Origin of the sequence: Methylobrevis pamukkalensis (genome assembly GCF_001720135.1) — a bacterium.
GTDB lineage: Bacteria > Pseudomonadota > Alphaproteobacteria > Rhizobiales > Pleomorphomonadaceae > Methylobrevis > Methylobrevis pamukkalensis.
In genome coordinates this window covers 15581-32201 of the sequence record NZ_MCRJ01000038.1, presented here as the reverse complement: position 1 = coordinate 32201, position 16621 = coordinate 15581, and the positions used below count along the sequence as shown (strand labels likewise).

The 16621-nt window shown below is 68.8% G+C and carries 13 protein-coding genes and 2 pseudogenes; 1 reads left to right on the top strand and 14 read right to left on the bottom strand.

What is annotated here, in order from left to right; all coding sequences use genetic code 11:
• The 13 genes and pseudogenes from A6302_RS08310 to A6302_RS08250 form a co-directional block, all read right to left on the bottom strand.
• Positions 1-646 (bottom strand): MBL fold metallo-hydrolase (locus A6302_RS08310; RefSeq protein WP_069306643.1); only part of this gene is annotated, 646 nt, incomplete at its 3' end.
• Positions 643-1440 carry a TatD family hydrolase gene (locus tag A6302_RS08305; RefSeq protein WP_245293986.1) on the bottom strand — a complete coding sequence of 266 codons (798 nt, stop codon included), beginning with the start codon at positions 1438-1440 and terminating at the stop codon, positions 643-645. The genes A6302_RS08310 and A6302_RS08305, both read right to left, overlap by 4 nt.
• A 167-nt stretch (positions 1441-1607) precedes the next feature.
• Positions 1608-3156: pseudogene (gene metG, locus A6302_RS08300) on the bottom strand (methionine--tRNA ligase).
• Between the two features lie 143 nt (positions 3157-3299).
• On the bottom strand, positions 3300-4355 hold the full coding sequence (locus A6302_RS08295) for a DNA polymerase III subunit delta' (protein ID WP_069306641.1): 1056 nt from the start codon (positions 4353-4355) through the stop codon (positions 3300-3302).
• 1 nt (position 4356) lies between these two features.
• Positions 4357-5002 (bottom strand): annotated as a pseudogene (tmk, locus tag A6302_RS08290) (dTMP kinase).
• A gap of 104 nt (positions 5003-5106) precedes the next feature.
• Positions 5107-6279, bottom strand: a complete 1173-nt coding sequence (locus A6302_RS08285; RefSeq protein WP_069306640.1) for a D-alanyl-D-alanine carboxypeptidase family protein — start codon at positions 6277-6279, stop codon at positions 5107-5109.
• A gap of 52 nt (positions 6280-6331) precedes the next feature.
• A complete protein-coding gene (locus tag A6302_RS22840; RefSeq protein ID WP_169833542.1) occupies positions 6332-6547 on the bottom strand; it encodes an SPOR domain-containing protein in 216 nt (71 codons plus the stop codon).
• Complete coding sequence (locus A6302_RS08275; RefSeq protein WP_069306638.1) at positions 6544-7851, bottom strand: septal ring lytic transglycosylase RlpA family protein; 1308 nt, start codon at positions 7849-7851, stop codon at positions 6544-6546. Before A6302_RS08275 ends, A6302_RS22840 begins: the two co-directional genes overlap by 4 nt.
• Positions 7852-8324: 473 nt before the next feature.
• A complete protein-coding gene (locus A6302_RS08270; RefSeq protein WP_069306637.1) occupies positions 8325-8630 on the bottom strand; it encodes a hypothetical protein in 306 nt (101 codons plus the stop codon).
• A gap of 649 nt (positions 8631-9279) precedes the next feature.
• Positions 9280-10284, bottom strand: a complete 1005-nt coding sequence (locus tag A6302_RS08265; RefSeq protein ID WP_069306636.1) for an AfsR/SARP family transcriptional regulator — start codon at positions 10282-10284, stop codon at positions 9280-9282.
• Positions 10285-10550: 266 nt separating this feature from the next.
• Positions 10551-11474, bottom strand: coding sequence for a CDP-diacylglycerol--serine O-phosphatidyltransferase (pssA, locus tag A6302_RS08260; protein ID WP_069306635.1), 924 nt, complete (start codon positions 11472-11474; stop codon positions 10551-10553).
• Positions 11475-11477: 3 nt separating this feature from the next.
• On the bottom strand, positions 11478-12179 hold the full coding sequence (locus A6302_RS08255) for a phosphatidylserine decarboxylase (protein ID WP_069306634.1): 702 nt from the start codon (positions 12177-12179) through the stop codon (positions 11478-11480).
• 123 nt (positions 12180-12302) lie between these two features.
• Positions 12303-13088, bottom strand: a complete 786-nt coding sequence (locus A6302_RS08250; protein WP_069306633.1) for an SDR family NAD(P)-dependent oxidoreductase — start codon at positions 13086-13088, stop codon at positions 12303-12305.
• Between the two features lie 225 nt (positions 13089-13313).
• On the opposite strand from A6302_RS08250, the gene uxuA reads away from it, so the two are divergent.
• Complete coding sequence (uxuA, locus tag A6302_RS08245; protein WP_069306632.1) at positions 13314-14498, top strand: mannonate dehydratase; 1185 nt, start codon at positions 13314-13316, stop codon at positions 14496-14498.
• Positions 14499-14531: 33 nt separating this feature from the next.
• Here uxuA and A6302_RS08240 read toward each other — a convergent pair whose 3' ends face one another.
• A complete protein-coding gene (locus A6302_RS08240; RefSeq protein ID WP_069306631.1) occupies positions 14532-16448 on the bottom strand; it encodes an ABCB family ABC transporter ATP-binding protein/permease in 1917 nt (638 codons plus the stop codon).
• Positions 16449-16621: the final 173 nt, after the last annotated feature.

Below are 16621 nucleotides of genomic sequence, written 5' to 3'. Positions count from 1 at the left end.
GGCTTGGGTGCGGTTTCGGACGCAAGGCGTCGACAATCCAGAGGCCTGCCCCCTCGATCAGCGGGAGGCTCTCGTCCGGCAGGTCGCTGACGTCGCTGGAATAGACAACGTCGCCGACCCGGAAGCCGAGCGACTCGATGTCGCCGTGCTTCTGGCGGAACGGGGTCAGCTCGATCGGCCCGCCCGGCCCGTCGATCGTGAACGGCACGAGCGCCTTGATCCGCACCTCGTCGACGATCGGCGGATAGCTGGAGCCCGGCGGAGTGGCGAAGCAGTAACCGAAGCCGTCGCGCAGGCGTCGGCTGGTCTCCTCGTCGGCGTAGACGGTCACCCGCTTGCGGCGGTTGAGCACGAAGGCGCGCAGGTCATCGATGCCGTGGATATGGTCGGCATGGGCATGGGTGTAGACGACACCGTCGGCCCAGCCGATGCCGGTCATCAGCATCTGCTCGCGGAAGTCCGGCCCGGTGTCGATCACGACCACGGTCCTGGCGCCGCTGTCAGCGAAGCGCTCGATCAGCAGCGAGGCGCGGCGGCGGCGGTTCTTCGGCTCGTTCGGGTCGCAGGCGCCCCAGTCGTTGCCGATACGCGGCACGCCCGGTGACGAGCCGCAGCCGAGGATGGTGAAGCGGTAATGCGCCGTCATGCCGCCTCGGGTCTCGGCACCTTGGAGAAGAGCCGGAAGAAGTTCTCGGTCGTCTGGGCGGCGATGGTGGCGAAGTCCACGCCGCGCGCCTCGCCGAGCACGCGCGCGGTGTTCACCACATAGGACGGCTCGTTGCGCCGGCCGCGATGAGGCAGCGGCGCCAGATAGGGCGCGTCGGTCTCCACCAGCAGCCGGTCGGCCGGAACGGCGGCGGCGATGTCGCGCAGTTCCTCGGAGCGCTTGAAGGTCAGGATGCCCGAGAAGGATACGTAGAGCCCCATGGCGACGCCGGCCTCGGCCAGCCGGTGACCGGAAGAGAAGCAGTGGAGCAGCGCCGGGAAGGCGCCCTTGCCCATCTCGTCCTCGAGGATCGCGATCATGTCGTCGTCGGCATCGCGGGAATGGATCACGAGCGGCAATCCGGTCTCCCGCGCCGCCGCGATATGGGTGCGCAGCCCGGTCGCCTGCGCCTCGCGCGGGGCCTTGTCGTAGAAGTAGTCCAGCCCAGCCTCCCCGATCGCGACCACCTTCTCGCCTTTGGAAATCTCGATGATTTCCTCTATGGATACATCAAGTTCCTCATGTGCATTGTGAGGATGGGTTCCGACCGAGCAATAGACGTCCGGATAGGCATCGACGATCTTCTGCAGCCGATCGAAGCGGCGGATGCGGGTCGAGATCGTGACCATGCGGCAGAGGCCGGCCGCGCGGGCCCGCTCGACGATGGCGTCGAGCTCCTCGGCGAAGTCGGGGAAATCGAGATGGCAGTGGCTGTCGACCAGTCGGATCGTCAAGGCAGGGTTCCGTCGTCTGAGGCATGGCAAGGACATGTGCCATGCCTCAGATAGACCTCGACCCCGTGGCTGTCGAGTCGGGTCGCCGGTTGCCAGACCTCGCGAAAAGGCCCGGCGGATCCTGGGACCGGCCGGGCCTCGAAGGCGCAAGTCAGGAACGAGGCCACTCAGGCCTTGGCCGCTTCCGGCTCCACATAGCGCGGGAACACCCCCTGCGGCGGCTCCAGCGTCGTGCCGCCGGCAAGACGGCCGTCGTGGCCGAGCACCGCGAGTCGCGGGCTCCCTCCGGCACGGCGAGCAGGTCGAGCAGCCGGCCCGCGGAGGTCGGCATCACCGGCTGGGCGAGGATCGCCACCTGGCGGATCACCTCGGCGGTCACGTAGAGCACCGTCGCCATCCGCGCCGGATCGGTCTTGCGCAGCGCCCAGGGCGCCTGCGCCGCGAAATAGCGGTTGGCCTCGGCCACCACGGACCAGACGGCGTTGAGCGCGCCGTGGATCTGCTGGGTGGCCATCGCCTCGCGGCAGAGGCCGAGCATGGCGTCGGCGCGGGCGAGGATCGCGGCATCGTCGGCCGAAAGCTCGCCCGGCTCGGGCAGGACGCCGTCGAGGTTCTTGGCGATCATCGACAGCGAGCGCTGGGCGAGATTGCCGAGGTCGTTGGCAAGATCCGCGTTGATGCGGGCGACGATCGCCTCGTGGCTGTAGTTGCCGTCCTGGCCGAAGGGCACCTCGCGCAGGAAGAAGTAGCGCACCTGGTCCAGCCCGTAGCGTCGACGAGTTCCTTCGGTCCGACCACGTTGCCGACCGACTTCGACATCTTCTCGCCCCTGTTGAACAGGAAGCCGTGGGCAAACACGCGCTTGGGCAGCGCGATGCCGGCCGACATCAGGAAGGCCGGCCAGTAGACGGTGTGGAAGCGGACGATGTCCTTGCCGATCACATGCAGACTCGCCGGCCACCAGCGGCGGAAGCTCTCACTGTCCTCGTCGGGATAGCCGACACCGGTGATGTAGTTGGTGAGCGCGTCGACCCAGACATACATGACGTGCTCGGGATCGCCCGGCACGGGAATGCCCCAGTCGAAGGTGGTGCGCGAGATCGACAGGTCCTTGAGCCCGCCCTTGACGAAGCTCACCACCTCGTTGCGGCGTTCCGCCGGGCCGATGAAGTCCGGATTGGCCTCGAAGTGGGCGAGCAGTCGGTCCTGGTAGGCCGACAGCCGGAAGAAGTAGCTCTTCTCCTCCACCCACTCCACCGGCGTGCCCTGCGGGCCGAGGCGCACGTCGTCGCGGAGGATCGTCTCGTCCTCGGCGTAGAAGGCCTCGTCGCGCACGGAGTACCAGCCGGCGTAGCTGTCGAGGTAGATGTCGCCGTTCGCCTTCATCTTCTCCCAGATCGCCTTGCTCGCCAGATGGTGGCGCGGCTCGCTGGTGCGGATGAAGTCGTCGTTGGAGCAGCCGAGCATCTCGACCATCGCCTTGAACTCGGGCGCGTTGCGCGCGGCAAGCTCCGGAGCGGTCAGGCCGAGCCGGCGGGCGGTCTGCAGCATCTTGATGCCGTGCTCGTCGGTGCCGGTCAGGAAATAGACGTCGGCGCCGTCGAGACGCATGAACCGCGCGATCGCATCCGTCGCCATCGCCTCGTAGGCGTGGCCGATGTGCGGAGATCCGTTGGGATAGGAGATCGCGGTGGTGACGTAGAAGGTCGGCTTCATGGGGAGCGGCACTTTCCGGTCGGCTGCGGCGCGTCGGCGGGAGGGTCCGGGCAATCCGGACACCGGACGCCCGGCAGGCCGGGACGGCGCCGGAGGGCCGTTTTCCCGGCATCTCCGCCGGCTTTCAGGGTTCGGGGGGTATACTAGCCGCGAAGGCTGTCCGCAAGGCACTGGACGATGTCCAGCACGGCCTGCTTTCGGTCGAGATTGATCCCCTCGGTCTCGGCGAGAAGGGTCTCGACCCGCGCATGGGCGTCGGCAAAGGGCATGGCCGCCCGCGCGCCCTCGCCGGCCCGGGCCCGCACCTGCGCGCTCAGCCAGTTGCGGGCGAATTCGCCGACCAGCGGCAGTTCGTCCCTGCCCTTGCGCCCGGCCGCGGCGTCGGCAAAGCGGTGCAGCGCCCTGCGGTCGAGCCGCGGCAGGTCGCCGGTCAGCGCGTCGAAGGCGGCGGCCAGTTCCAGCCCGTCGCCCGACAGGCATTCGACGGCCTTGCGCACGCTGCCCTCGGCGAGGCGCGCGAGCCGTGCCCGGTCGCCGGGCTCGACGGCAAGGCCGAGCGAGCTGAGCGCCGCGGCGAGATCGGCCTCGCCGAGCGGATCGAGCCCGAGGCGCCGGCAGCGCGAGCGGATGGTTGGCAGCAGCCGGCCCGGCGCATGGCAGAGCACGAGGAACATCGCCCGGTCCGGCGGCTCCTCCAGCATCTTCAGAAGCGCATTGGCGGCGTTGACGTTCATGTCGTCGGCGGCGTCGACGATGGCGATCCGGTAGCCGCGCCCGCCGGCGCTGTTGCCGAAGAAGGCGGCGGCGCGGCGCACCTCGTCCACCGTCAGCACCGTCTTGAAGCGCTTGCCGTCGTCGGCCAGCGGCCGGGAGAGATGCATGACGTTCGGATGGGCGCCGCGTGCCACCTGCGCGTCGACGCGCGGATCGATCCGGTCGATCGCGGCCGGGCCGTCGGTCGGCGCCTGCGCCGGATCCGGATGGCTGAGGGCATAGCGCGCGAAGCGATAGGCGAGCGTCGCCTTGCCGATGCCCTTCGGCCCGGTGATCAGCCAGGCGTGGTGCATCCGGCCGCCGGCATAGGCTTCCACCAGCGTGCGGGCGGCGGCATCGTGGCCGATCACCCCGGTCTGCTCGCGCGGCAGCGGCAGGCCGTCGATGGCGTCGGCCTCGCCGCCGATGTCGGAGGATGCCGCCATGTCAGACGCGCTCCCTTGCGCCGAGCAGCGCGTCGACGGCCGCGGCGATGTCGGCGGCAATCACCTCGACGGACCGTCCGGCGTCGATCACGCGGCAGCGCACGGGGTTGCGCGCGGCGATCGCGAGGAACCCCTGGCGCCGCTGCTCGTGCACAGCCAGCGCGTCGCCCTCGAAGCGGTCGGGGGCGCCGGCGCGGCGGCAGGCGCGCTCGAGCCTTCGGCGGCCGGAAGATCGAGGATGAAGGTCAGGTCGGGCGTCAGGCCATCGGTCGCGGCCGCTTCCAGCCGGTCGATGGTTGCCTCGTCGAGCCCGCCGGCAAAGCCCTGGTAGACCCGCGTCGAATCGATGAAGCGGTCACAGAGCACGACCGCGCCGGCGGCCAGCGCCGGCCGGAGGGTTTCGGCGATATGGTCGATGCGGGCGGCGGCAAAGAGATGGGCCTCGCCGAGGGGCCCGAGCGGCCTTGCCCGGCCCGACAGGAGCAGTTCGCGGATCGCTTCGGCGCGCGCGAGCCGCCCGGCTCGCGGGTGGCCACGACGCGGCGCCCCTGCCCCTCCAGACGGGTCGCCAGCCGTCGGATCTGCGTGGTCTTGCCGGCGCCCTCGCCCCCTTCGAAGGTGATGAAAACGCCCGTGCCGTCCTGCAAGGTGATCGCGCTCCGTAGCTCTCGTTGACCGGCGCCCGTTGCCCGGCTGCCGGACTTATAGCGTGATCGTCGTGAGTTTGGGCGAGACGCCGAAAAAACCGGCCTCACCACCAGCCCGAGATCAGTTCCAGCAGGCCGTCCTCCGCCCGTGACCGCAGCGAGCCCGCCGGCACATCCTCGGCCGCGACCAGCGGGAAGCGGCGGACGAGGTGATCGCCGCTGCGGATCTCGAGGTGCGCCAGCGGCTGGTCGCGGCCGACCGGGGCGACCACCGGTCCGTCGTAGACGATCCGTGCGGCGAGCGCGGCGTTTTCGGCCAGCGGCAGCGTCACCCGCGCCGGAACCGTGGTGGTGACGGGCACGTGTGTCCGGGCGCCGCCGAACACCTCCACCTCGCCGACCCGGTCGGCGGGGCGGAACAGTTCGACGGTGCGATAGTCCTGCGCGACGCCGCCGACGAGCGCCGCGATCTCGCGCGCCCGCGCCGCCTCGTCCGGCAAGCCACCGAGACCGACGAACAGCCACCGGTCGTCGCTTCCCGCCACGATCACGGCCGCAAAGCCGGCCTTCTCGTCGAAGGCGAGACTGAGGCCGGCAACGCTTGGCACCGTCCGCAGCGGTTCGGTCTTGTTGCGCTGGGTGATCCTGTTCCAGGTGAAATCCGGCTGGGCATAGAGCGCCATGCGGCCGGGATGCTCCGCGCGCATCCAGCGCACCAGCCGCTCCATGTCGCGCAGGGTCGTCTCCGCATCGGGGGCCGGAAAGCCGGTGGGGTTGGCAAAGCGGCTGGCGTTCATGCCGATCTCGGCCGCAAGGCGGTTCATCCGTTCGGCAAAGGCCGCTTCCGTCCCGGACAACCCCTCGGCCAGCACGATCGCCGCGTCGTTGGCGTAGTGGATCGTGAGGCCGCGCAGGAGGTCGGCGACCGGGACCTTCGAGCGCACCGCGGCGAACATCGTCGTCACGCGTGCGGGCGCCCCGCCCGTGCGCCAGGCGTGTTCGCTCACCTGCAGGATCGTGTCATCCGCGATGTCGCCGCGTTCGATGGCGTCGAACACGACGGCGGCTGTGAGGAGCTTGGTGAAATTGCCGGGCGGAAACGGCTGGTCGGCGCCGCGATCGAGAAGCACCGAACCGGTGGCTTCCTCGACGACGAGCGCGCGTGCGGCGGAGGTTTCGATGGCCAGCGCCGGCTCCGGTCCCATGGGGACGAGGAGAGCCGCCAGAAGAAGCGCCAGGATTGGCAGGCGCGGCACTTTGGTCGGCCAAGCGGGCATCAGTTCCCCCGACCCGACAACTCCCTGCCCGTCCGGGCGTGCGCCGTCTCCGTCAGCGGCGGACGACGGCGCCGGTCGCACCGGCCCTAGCCGCGGCCTCGACGGCCATCTCGGGCGTCATGCCATCGGCTAGATTGCTGAGGCGCACGCGCTTCAGGGTCCGGCTGCCGGACGTGACGTCGTCGACGCTGACGGTGCCGAGGCCTTCCATGGCGGAGGCGAGGCGGCGGGCGTTCTCGGCATTGGCAAAGGAGCCGAGGTCGATCACGGCCGACGACGGAACGGCCGCGACCGGCGAGCGGTCGGACGACAGGCGCGCGCCGAGGTCGCCAAGGGCAATGCCCTCGGGCATGTCGGCGACGGCCGCATAAGCCTGGTCGATCCGGTCGGCGGCGTAGGAGCTGCGCATCGGCGGCGTCTCACGCGGCACGGGGACGATGATCCCCGGCGCCTCGGCGGCGGTGGCGTCCACGGCCGGCATTTCAGCCGGAACCGGCATCGCGGCCGGAACCGGCGCGGCCGACAGCAGATCGTCGATGGTGGCCGGGCCGGCGGCGGCGCCTCGTTGACGAGTTCGGGCGTGCTCGGTGCGGCGAAGCTTGCCTTCTGCACCAGCGACGGGTCGAAACCGGTCGAGGTCGTGGTCGGCGCCGGCACGTCGAGCGAGGCCAGCATGGTGTTGCCCTGGGCGAAGAAGGCGTCCGCCGGGTCGGCCGAGGCGACGATCGCGTAGGTGACGAAGCCTTCGGAGGGCCGCACCCGCGGAAGCACGTCGATCTTCGCGACCTGCACGGCAGGGGCTGCAACCTGCACGGCGGGCGCGGCCTGCCGCTTGGCCGGTGCTGCCTCGCGGCTCACGCCGAGCAGCGCCTCGTTGCGCGCGATCATCGTGGCGGGCGCCGAATCCGGCAGGGCATCGGCCGGTCCGCGATAGGAGGCGACCAGGAACTTGGTGTCGTCGCCGTCCTTCGGCGCCGGGCCCACATAGGCGACCTTGATCTTGGCGACGCCGGCGCGGCGGATGCCGAGCAGATCAGCCGCGCGCTTCGACAGGTCCATGATCCGCTTGCCGTGGAACGGCCCGCGGTCGTTGACGCGCACCATGACGGACCGACCGGTGTCGACGCTGGTGACGCGGGCATAGGACGGGAGGGGCATCGTCGTGTGGGCGGCCGACAGATGCGTCATGTCGTAGATTTCACCGTTGGCGGTGAACCGGCCGTGGAAGGCGTCGCCGTACCAGCTGGCGAGGCCGGTGGCCGCGTAGTCCTTGTCTTCCTTCGGTACATACCGCTTGCCGGCGACCGTATAGGGCTTGCCGACGATGGCGCGCCCGCCGCCCTTGGGAATGCTGCTGCCGTCTGCGACGACGCGCGGGCTGGGCTTCACGCCGTATTTGGGATCGACCTTGGCGGCGGCCGCTGCGGTCCTGGAATTGATCTTGCCGGGCGCCGTGGCGCAGGCGGCGAGACAGATGGATGTGACGATGGCCGTTGCGGCGAGACCCAGATGGCGCCGAAGTTTCGATCGCGCCTGTCGTGCAGCCGGGCGAGCCACGTCCTGATCGTTCATTCTGTCTCAGCCTTCACATCGACACGTGGGGGCAGATCATCGACACGAGCCACAAGATGGCCGCACAACGTCGCCCACTCTCCCTGACGCCGATACACAAAATCGCATCCGATCTCTTAACGTCGCATTAACGTTCCGGAAAGGAAGCGCCCGTGCACCGGGCCGCGGATCACATGTCATCCCTCGTTAGGAGCGGTTTCACGCCCGAATGAACCGGGCCCGTCACCGCCTCGTCGCAGGAAGGGGTCCGGCGGATCCCGCGGACGCCGCCGGCCGGTCGATATGTCCGGTGCGGACGGCCAATCCACGTCCCCGCGGTGTGCCGTTCGGCCGGATCGCTCCCGGTATGAACCCCGATCTCGTTCGCCTCTGCCACCGTGCTGACGAAGATACGACCAGCGGCGAAGCCACAATCTTCTAACTCCGAAAGCCGGTCGCGTAAAGCGCCTCGGTCACGGGCGTGTGAACAGCCGTCAACCGACTGGCGCCCCGGCCTTTCCGAGCCACGCGCGCAGATCGTTGCGCTGGCGCGCCGTGCCGATCGGCGGCGCCGACAGGAACCAGCGGGCGACGGTGGATTCGTCGGCCGGACCGGTGCCGTGCCATCGTCCGGCGACATAACCGACATAATCGCGCCAGCTCTCGCGGGCCTCGTCGAGACGTCCGACCGCGGCAAGCGCGGCGACCCGGTAACCCCCGCTGAGCGGGATCGAGTTCTGCGACCGGTCGGCCGCCTCGATGGCGCGCTCGGGCCGGCCGCCGAAGAGATAGACCGACACGCGGTAGGCCCAAAGCAGGCGCGAGGCGCCGACGTCGAGCTCCAGCGATGTGTCGACGAGATCAAGCGCGGCCTTGGTCTCGCCGCAGTGGGTGAGTGCGTCGCGGCCGAGGTGAGGATGCGGGGATTGCTCGGGTTGAGGTCGCAGGCGGCAAGCAGCGCGCCGACCGCATCCTGATGGCCGCCGGTCATGGCGTAGCTCCAGCCGAGGCAGAGATGCGCCGTGGCGTTGATCGGGTCGAGTTCGGCGCCGCGCCGCGCAAAGCGCACCGCCTCCGTGTCGCCGGCGCCGATGCGCGGCAGTCCGGGAAAGACGAGATGGCGCGAGTTGAGGATCTGGGCGAGGCCGCTGTTCGCCTGGGCGAAGCCCGGCGCGTCGTCCAGGATCGAGCGGATGATCGTCTCCGCCCGGCGCTCCTCTTCCGGCGTCCAGAAATTCAGGAGTTCCTGCGCGCGCAGCCAGCGATCGTAGACCGAAAGCGACACGTCGGGCATCGCCGAAAGGCGCGCCAGACGGTCGGCGGAGAGGTTGACGTTGAGCGCCGCCGCCAGCCGCCGCGCCAGCCGCTCGCAGGTGCGGAACCAGTCGGCGAGACTGATCGCCGACTTGTCGCTCCACATGAACCGGCCGCTGGAAGCATCCTTCAGCGTCATGGCGAGACGCAGCGCCTCCCCGTCCGGATAGGCGGCGCCTTCAAGCACATAGCGTCGGGCTCGGAAATCGCCTGCTTCGGATCGCTCGGCTCGATGATCACCCAGTCGCGGAACGGCAGCAGCGTGGCGAGGAAGTCGCGGCGAAATCCTTCCGTCAGATAACGCATCTGCGGGTCGATGCCGTAGGCCTCGAAGCCGAGCACGAAGATCTTGACCGGACCACTGGCCGCCCGCGCCGGCTCCGGTCGCACCTCCGGCGTCGCGCTCTTGAGACGGATCGCCAGCGCCTGCGTCTCGTTCGAGGGCTCGGCGCCGTATTCCTCGTCGAGGAGGTCCCAGAGCATGCCGTAGCGGCGGATGGCGCTGCCAAGGTCGCCGCGGGCCGCATCGCTCTCCATCAGCCGGCGGCAGGCGTATTCGTTGGTCGGATCGGCTTCCTGCAGCGCCAGCGCCCAGGCGCGCAGGCTCTCGCCGTCGCCGGCAGCGGCCAGCCGGCGCTCGAACTGCGCCAGCATGCGCTCGCCCTGGCTCTGGCGCAGCACGCTCAGCCAGATCTGGAAGGCAGGGTCGAGGTCGTCGAAGCCAGCAAACAGCGAATCGGCGAGGCCGCCCCAGCCGATCCCGGCCGGTGGCTGCGGCGCGCTGGACAGCGCCTCCTGCAGATCGATCAGGTCGACCGAGAAGCTTGCCGGCTGAAGGCGGATCTCGCTGCGCTCGACGACCAGCACCGCGTCCAGCGCCCCGGCCATCGACTGCTTGAGATCGTAGAGGGTCTGGCGCAGCGCGCCGCGGGCCTGTTCGGCCGGGCGTTCGCTCCACAACAGGCCGATGATCCGCTCGCGCGACAGCACGTTCGACGGCGAGAAGGCGAGCAGCCCCAGCATCGCCATCGCCTTGCGGTTCTTCAGCGCGACAAGGCGGTCGCCGATGCGCAGCCGTGGCTCGCCGATGAGTTCGATCCGGCAGATCGGCGGCTCGGCGCCGCCCTGATCCTCTCCCACCTCAGCCCCCGGTCCCCGCGCCCGGCCGGGACCGCCCATTCTGCCTGTCCGCCTGCCCGCGGTCGTCGCCTCAATCCGGTGAAGACCGGCGTCCGTCACGTCACCCCGGGCACGGCGACGCGCTCCCCACCACGCCGTTTCCGAACGGGGCAACGTTCATCCAGCACTACAATATGTGAGCGGTATTATCCAGATTTGCCGAGCGGCGACGTGGCTGAAAAGCCTGTTTCGTCAATGCAAAGACGTCGCACCGGCGGCGAGCGCCCTCACGGGCGGTCGCGCGCCGGCGGCTCCACGTCGACATCGTTGCCGTTGTCGTCGAGATCGGCATCGCCGACGGGCGCTTCGCGCGACATGTCGAGGGTCACTTCCTCGTCCTGTGCCCCGTGCTTGCGGGCCAGGCGATTCCACGCCCGCCAGCCGACCGGCAGCAGCAGCAGGTAGAGGATCGTCACCAGCGCCAGCATCTCGAAGGGGAAGTTCACCGTCAGACCGGCGACCAGCACGAACACCACGAACAGCGGCACGACGAGATCGCGCCGGATGCCGCCGAGCTTCTTGCCCGAAAAGGTCGGCACGCGGCTCACCATCAGCACGCCGACCAGCACCGTGTAGGCGGCGATGAAGGGCGCGGCGATTTCCGGCGGCGTGAAGATCGTGTCGATCTGGGCGAGCGCGACCGGCAGCAGCACGCAGATCGCCCCCGCCGGCGCCGGCACGCCGACGAAGAAATTGCCCTGCCAGGCCGGCTTGTTGTCGGAGAGCAGCATCACGTTGAAGCGGGCCAGCCGAAGGGCGGCGGCGATGGCGAACAGCAGCGCCGCGATCCAGCCGATCGACTTCACGTCATGCAGCGACCAGCTGTAGAGCAGCAGCGCCGGGGCGCAGCCGAAGCTCATGAAGTCGGCCAGCGAATCGAGTTCCGCGCCGAACCGCGAGGTGGCCTTCAGGAAGCGGGCGATGCGACCGTCGAGGGCATCGAGCAGGCCGGCGAGCACGATCGCGCCGAGCGCCATGTCGAAGCGCCCCTCCATGGAGAAGCGAATCGAGGTCAGGCCGACGCAGAGCGCCAGCAGCGTCACCATGTTCGGCACGATCATCCGCACCGGCAGGCGGCCGATGCGGCGCGGCCGGCGCGTGGCTTCCTTGGGACGGTCGAACGGGTCGAAGGGGGGAAAGATGCTCGACATGGTTCAGCCCACCCGCACGACGGGAACCGGCTCGAGGCCGGAAAGAGAAGCAAGGACGGTCTCGCCGGCGACGGTCTTCTGCCCGACCGAGACCCGCGCCGCCGCGCCGACCGGCAGGTAGACGTCCACCCGCGAGCCGAAGCGGATGAGGCCGAAGCGGTCGCCGACCAAAAGGGTCTCGCCCTCGCGGGTGAAGCAGACGATGCGGCGGGCGATGAGGCCGGCGATCTGCACCACGCCCACGTCGACGCCCGTGGCCATGCGGATCACGACGCCGTTGCGCTCGTTGTCCTCGCTGGCCTTGTCGAGTTCGGCGTTGATGAACTTGCCGGCCTTGTAGGCGACCCGCAGCACGTCGCCGGCCACCGGCGCGCGGTTCACGTGGCAGTCGAACACGTTCATGAACACGCAGATCCGCAGGCGCGGCGTCTCGCCCATGCCGAGTTCGCGCGGCGGCACGGCAAGGCCGATGTCCGACACGCGGCCGTCGGCCGGGGTGACGACGAGGTCGGCCGAGACCGGCGTGACCCGCACGGGATCGCGGAAGAACAGGGCGCACCAGATGGTCAGCGCGGTACCGATCCAGAACAGCGGCTCGATGAACCAGCCGACGACGAGCGTCACCACCGCGAAGATGGCGATGAACTTGTGACCCTCGGGATGGATCGGCGGGATCGAATTGGTGATGGATTTCCAGATGGACATGGCCGATCCGTCGCGTTCGTCGAAGGCCGCCGGTCGGCCCCCTCTTGGTTGCGTCACCTTTGGCACACGGGTGCGGCCCTGTGAAGGCCGGGAACGGCGCGGTGCCGATCGGCCCCGCTGCGCTCAGGCGACGCCGAGGCCGGCGGTGAGGCCGCCGTCGATCACGAAATCCGAGCCGGTCACGAAGCCGGCCCGGTCGGACGCAAGGAAGGCGATCATGTCGGCCACCTCCTCCGGTTCGCCGATGCGGCCGATCGGATGGGCCGCGCCGAAACGGGCGAACACGGCCTCGAGATCGGCCTCGGGGCCGTCGAAGGTGCGGGCGGCAAGCTCGAGAATCGGCGTGCGCACCGAGCCGGGGCTGACCGAGACGACGCGGATGCCGTCGGCGGCAAAATCGAGGGCCATTGCCCGGGTCAGGGCGTGGATCGCCCCCTTGGAGGCGACATAGGCGGCGACGCCCTTCTGACAGGCGTGGCCCTGGACGCTGGAGACGTTGACGATCACCCCGCGCCCGCGCCGGCGCATTTCCGGGACGACGAAATGGGCGGTCAGGTGGATGGCGCCAACGTTGACGGCGAGGCAGCGGGCGAAGGTTTCCGGCGCGGTCTCGACCGCGTCGCCATAGGGATGGATCGCGGCCGTGTTGACGATCATGTCGATCCCCCCGAACCGGGCAACGCAGGCGGCGACGGCGGCGGCCACCTGCGCGGGATCCGAGACGTCGGTCTGGCGTACGGCGATGTCGAGGCCGTTCCTGTCCGCCAGCGCGGCAAGCTCGGTATTGCCGGCGTCGTCGATGCCGAGCACCATGACGCCAGCACCCGCCCTTGCCAGGCGAAGGGCTGTCGCGCGGCCGATCCCCGTGCTGCCGGTGACGAGGGCGACGCGTCCGGAAAACTCGCTCATGTCTCTCCCCACGTGCCGCTTGCGGAAGTGGATATTGCCGCCACGAGCGTGGGCCGCGGCTGGAACGACGGTCCGATGCACGCGCATCGTCGTCTTCGATCCGAAGGCGAGCGACGCGCAAGCGCAGGAAACGAGTTTATGGCAGGAATGGAAACATAAAATCTTCCATCGTGTTGATGGTGGCGCGGCTCGACGGTTCCTGTCGGGCATGACGAGGAGCGGGCGATGCTGCAGGGCTGGCGCTGGTTCGGACCGGAAGATCCCGTTCCTCTGGACCATGTGCGCCAGGCCGGCGCGTCCGGCATCGTCACCGCCCTGCACCACATCTACGACGGCCGGACCTGGTCGATGGACGACATCGCGCTTCGCAAGGCGGCGATCGAACACGCCGGCCTGACCTGGGCGGTGTGCGAATCGATCCCGGTCCACACCTCGATCAAGCTGCGCAGCGGCCCGTTCCGTGCCTACATCGACAACTGGAAGGACACGCTGGCCAACCTCGGTCGCAGCGGCATTCCCGTGGTCTGCTACAATTTCATGCCCGTGCTGGACTGGACCCGCACCGACCTTCAGTTCCGGATGCCGAGCACCGGCTATGCCCTGCGCTTCGACATTGCCGACTTCGTCGCCTACGACGTGTTCGTGCTGGCCCGCCGGAACGCGGAGGCCGACTATCCGGCCGAGGAAGTCGAGGCCGCACGCGCACGCCTGGCGCGGATGTCGGAGGACGATGCCGCGCGACTGGAGCGCACCATCATCGCCGGCCTGCCGGGCAAGGAAGACACCCACGACCGCGCCGGCATCGCCGCCCGGATCGCCGCCTTCGATGGCCTGACCGAGGCGGATGTCCGGTCCAATCTCCTGGAATTCCTGCGCGAGATCGTGCCGGTGGCCGAAGACGTCGGCGTCCGGCTCGCCCTCCATCCGGACGACCCGCCCTTCCCGCTTTTCGGCCTGCCCCGGGTGGTCTCGACGGCCGCCGCCGCACGGGGACTGCTGGCCGCCATCGACAGTCCGGCGAGCGGCCTGACGCTCTGCACCGGCTCCTACGGATCGCGGCCGGACAATGATCCGGTGGCGATGGTCCGCGAGTTCGGACCGCGCATTCATTTCGCGCATCTGCGCAATGTGCTCCGCGGCCCTGGCCGGAGCTTCACGGAATCCGATCACCTCGGCGGCGACGTGGACATGGTCGGGGTCGTCGTCGCGCTGGTCGAGGAAGAGCGCCGTCGCCGGGCGGAGGGAAGGCTTGACGCCGAGATTCCGATGCGCCCGGACCATGGCCATCTCCTTGCCGACGACATCGGCAAGACGGTCTTCCCGGGCTATTCCCTGATCGGCCGGCTGAAGGGACTGGCAGAACTGCGCGGCGTCATGCAGACCGCCGCGCGGCTCCTCCCCGAGGGCTGAGGTTCACCGCCCTGCCCCCGGAACAAGGAGGCATCACGTCCCTGACGTGAGTTCCTCGGCGGTCCGGCCACGGACGACGATGCCCTCGGCGTCGGTCTCGCGTACCTGCCGCAGCCGCTCTTCGGCCTCGGCCGCCTCGCGCTGGCGGCTCCACATGGTGGTGTAGAGACCGTTCTTCTCGATCAGCTCGGCGTGACTGCCGCGCTCGGCGATCACGCCCTTTTCCAGAACGATGATCTCGTCGGCATTGACGACGGTGGAGAGCCGGTGGGCGATCACAAGCGTGGTGCGGCCGCGGCTGACCCGGTCCAGCGCCGACTGGATCTCGCGCTCGGTGTTGGTGTCGAGCGCCGAGGTCGCCTCGTCGAGGATCAGGATCGGAGGGGCCTTGAGGATGGTACGGGCGATGGCGACGCGCTGCTTCTCGCCGCCGGAGAGCTTCAGGCCGCGCTCGCCGACCATCGCCTTGTAGCCCTGCGGCAGCATCTCGACGAAATGGCCGATCTGCGCCATGTCGGCGGCAGCCTTCACCTCCTCCTCGCTGGCGTCGGGGCGGCCGTAGCGGATGTTGTAGAAGATGGTGTCGTTGAACAGCACCGTGTCCTGCGGGACCATGCCGATCGCCGCGCGCAGCGACTTCTGGGTGACGGTGCGCACATCCTGCCCGTCGATCAGGATCCGGCCGGAGGTGACGTCGTAGAAGCGGTAGAGCAGCCGCGACAGCGTGGATTTGCCCGCCCCCGACGGCCCGACGATCGCGATCGTCCTGCCCGCCGGCACCTCGAAGGAGACGCCGCGCAGGATCGTGCGCTCGGGATCGTAGGAGAAGACGACATTGTCGAAGGTGACGGTGCCGCCCGAGACGACCAGCGGCTTTGCATCCGGGCTGTCGACGATCTCCGCCTCCTGCTCGAGCAGGGTGAACATCGCCTCGATGTCGACGATGCCCTGGCGGATTTCCCGATAGATGAAGCCGATGAAGTTGAGCGGGATCGCAAGCTGCATCAGCAGCGCGTTGATCAGCACGAAATCGCCGACGGTCTGGGTTCCGGCCAGCACGGCCTGCGCCGACAGCATCATGCAGATCGTCATGCCGACGGTGAAGATGATGGTCTGGCCGTTGTTGAGGCGGGCGAGCGAGGTGTTGGTCTCGGTCGCGGCCGACTCGTAGATGGCCATCGAGGCGTCGAATCGCTTGGCCTCCATCTCCTCGTTGCCGAAGTATTTCACCGTCTCGAAATTCAGCAGCGAATCGATCGCCTTGGTGTTGGCCTCGGTGTCGGAATCGTTCATCCGGCGCCGGATCTCGATCCGCTGGTTGGTGACGCGCACCGAATACCAGACGTAGATCCACACCGTGACGCCGATCACCACGAGATAGATCCAGTCGAACTGCCACCAGATCACCACCGCCATCAGCGCGAATTCGACGATGGTCGGCAGCGCGTTGAGGATGGTGAAGCGGCTGATGGTCTCGATGCCCTTCACCCCGCGTTCGATCACGCGGGTGAGGCCCCCGGTACGCCGCTGCAGGTGAAAGCGCAGCGACAGCTGGTGAAGGTGGACGAAGGTGCGGTAGGCCAGTTCGCGGACCGCATACTGCCCGACCTGCGCGAAGATCGCGTCGCGCAACTGGTTGAAGGCATTGAGCATGATCCGCCCGACGCCGTAGGAGACCACCAGCAGGAGCGGCGTCGACACCATGAACAGGGTCGCCGAGCTGATGTCGCTTTCACCCGGCACCAGCGCGTCGGTTGCCCACTTGTAGGTGTAGGGCACCAGGACGGTGATGATCTTGGCGATGATCAGCGCCGCAAAGGACAGGACGACCCGGACCTTCAGATCGAAGCGCTTGGCGGGCCACATGTAGGGCCAGAGATTGCGGAGCGTCGAAAGCAGGGTGCCCTCGTCGGCGCTCACCTTGCCGGTGGAGGCCTTGCGGTCGGTCATGTCGGCTTGTCCTCGGTTCCGGCGGGCGGGCCGACCTCCGCATCGATCTCGGGCGGATCGAACGGTATCCTTCGCAGAAAACACGGGGATGAAGGCGGCTCTTTCGAATGGGTCTGACATATGTGGATGTCAGGTCGAATATCAACCCGTCGGAAAAGCCGATCGACGGCGCC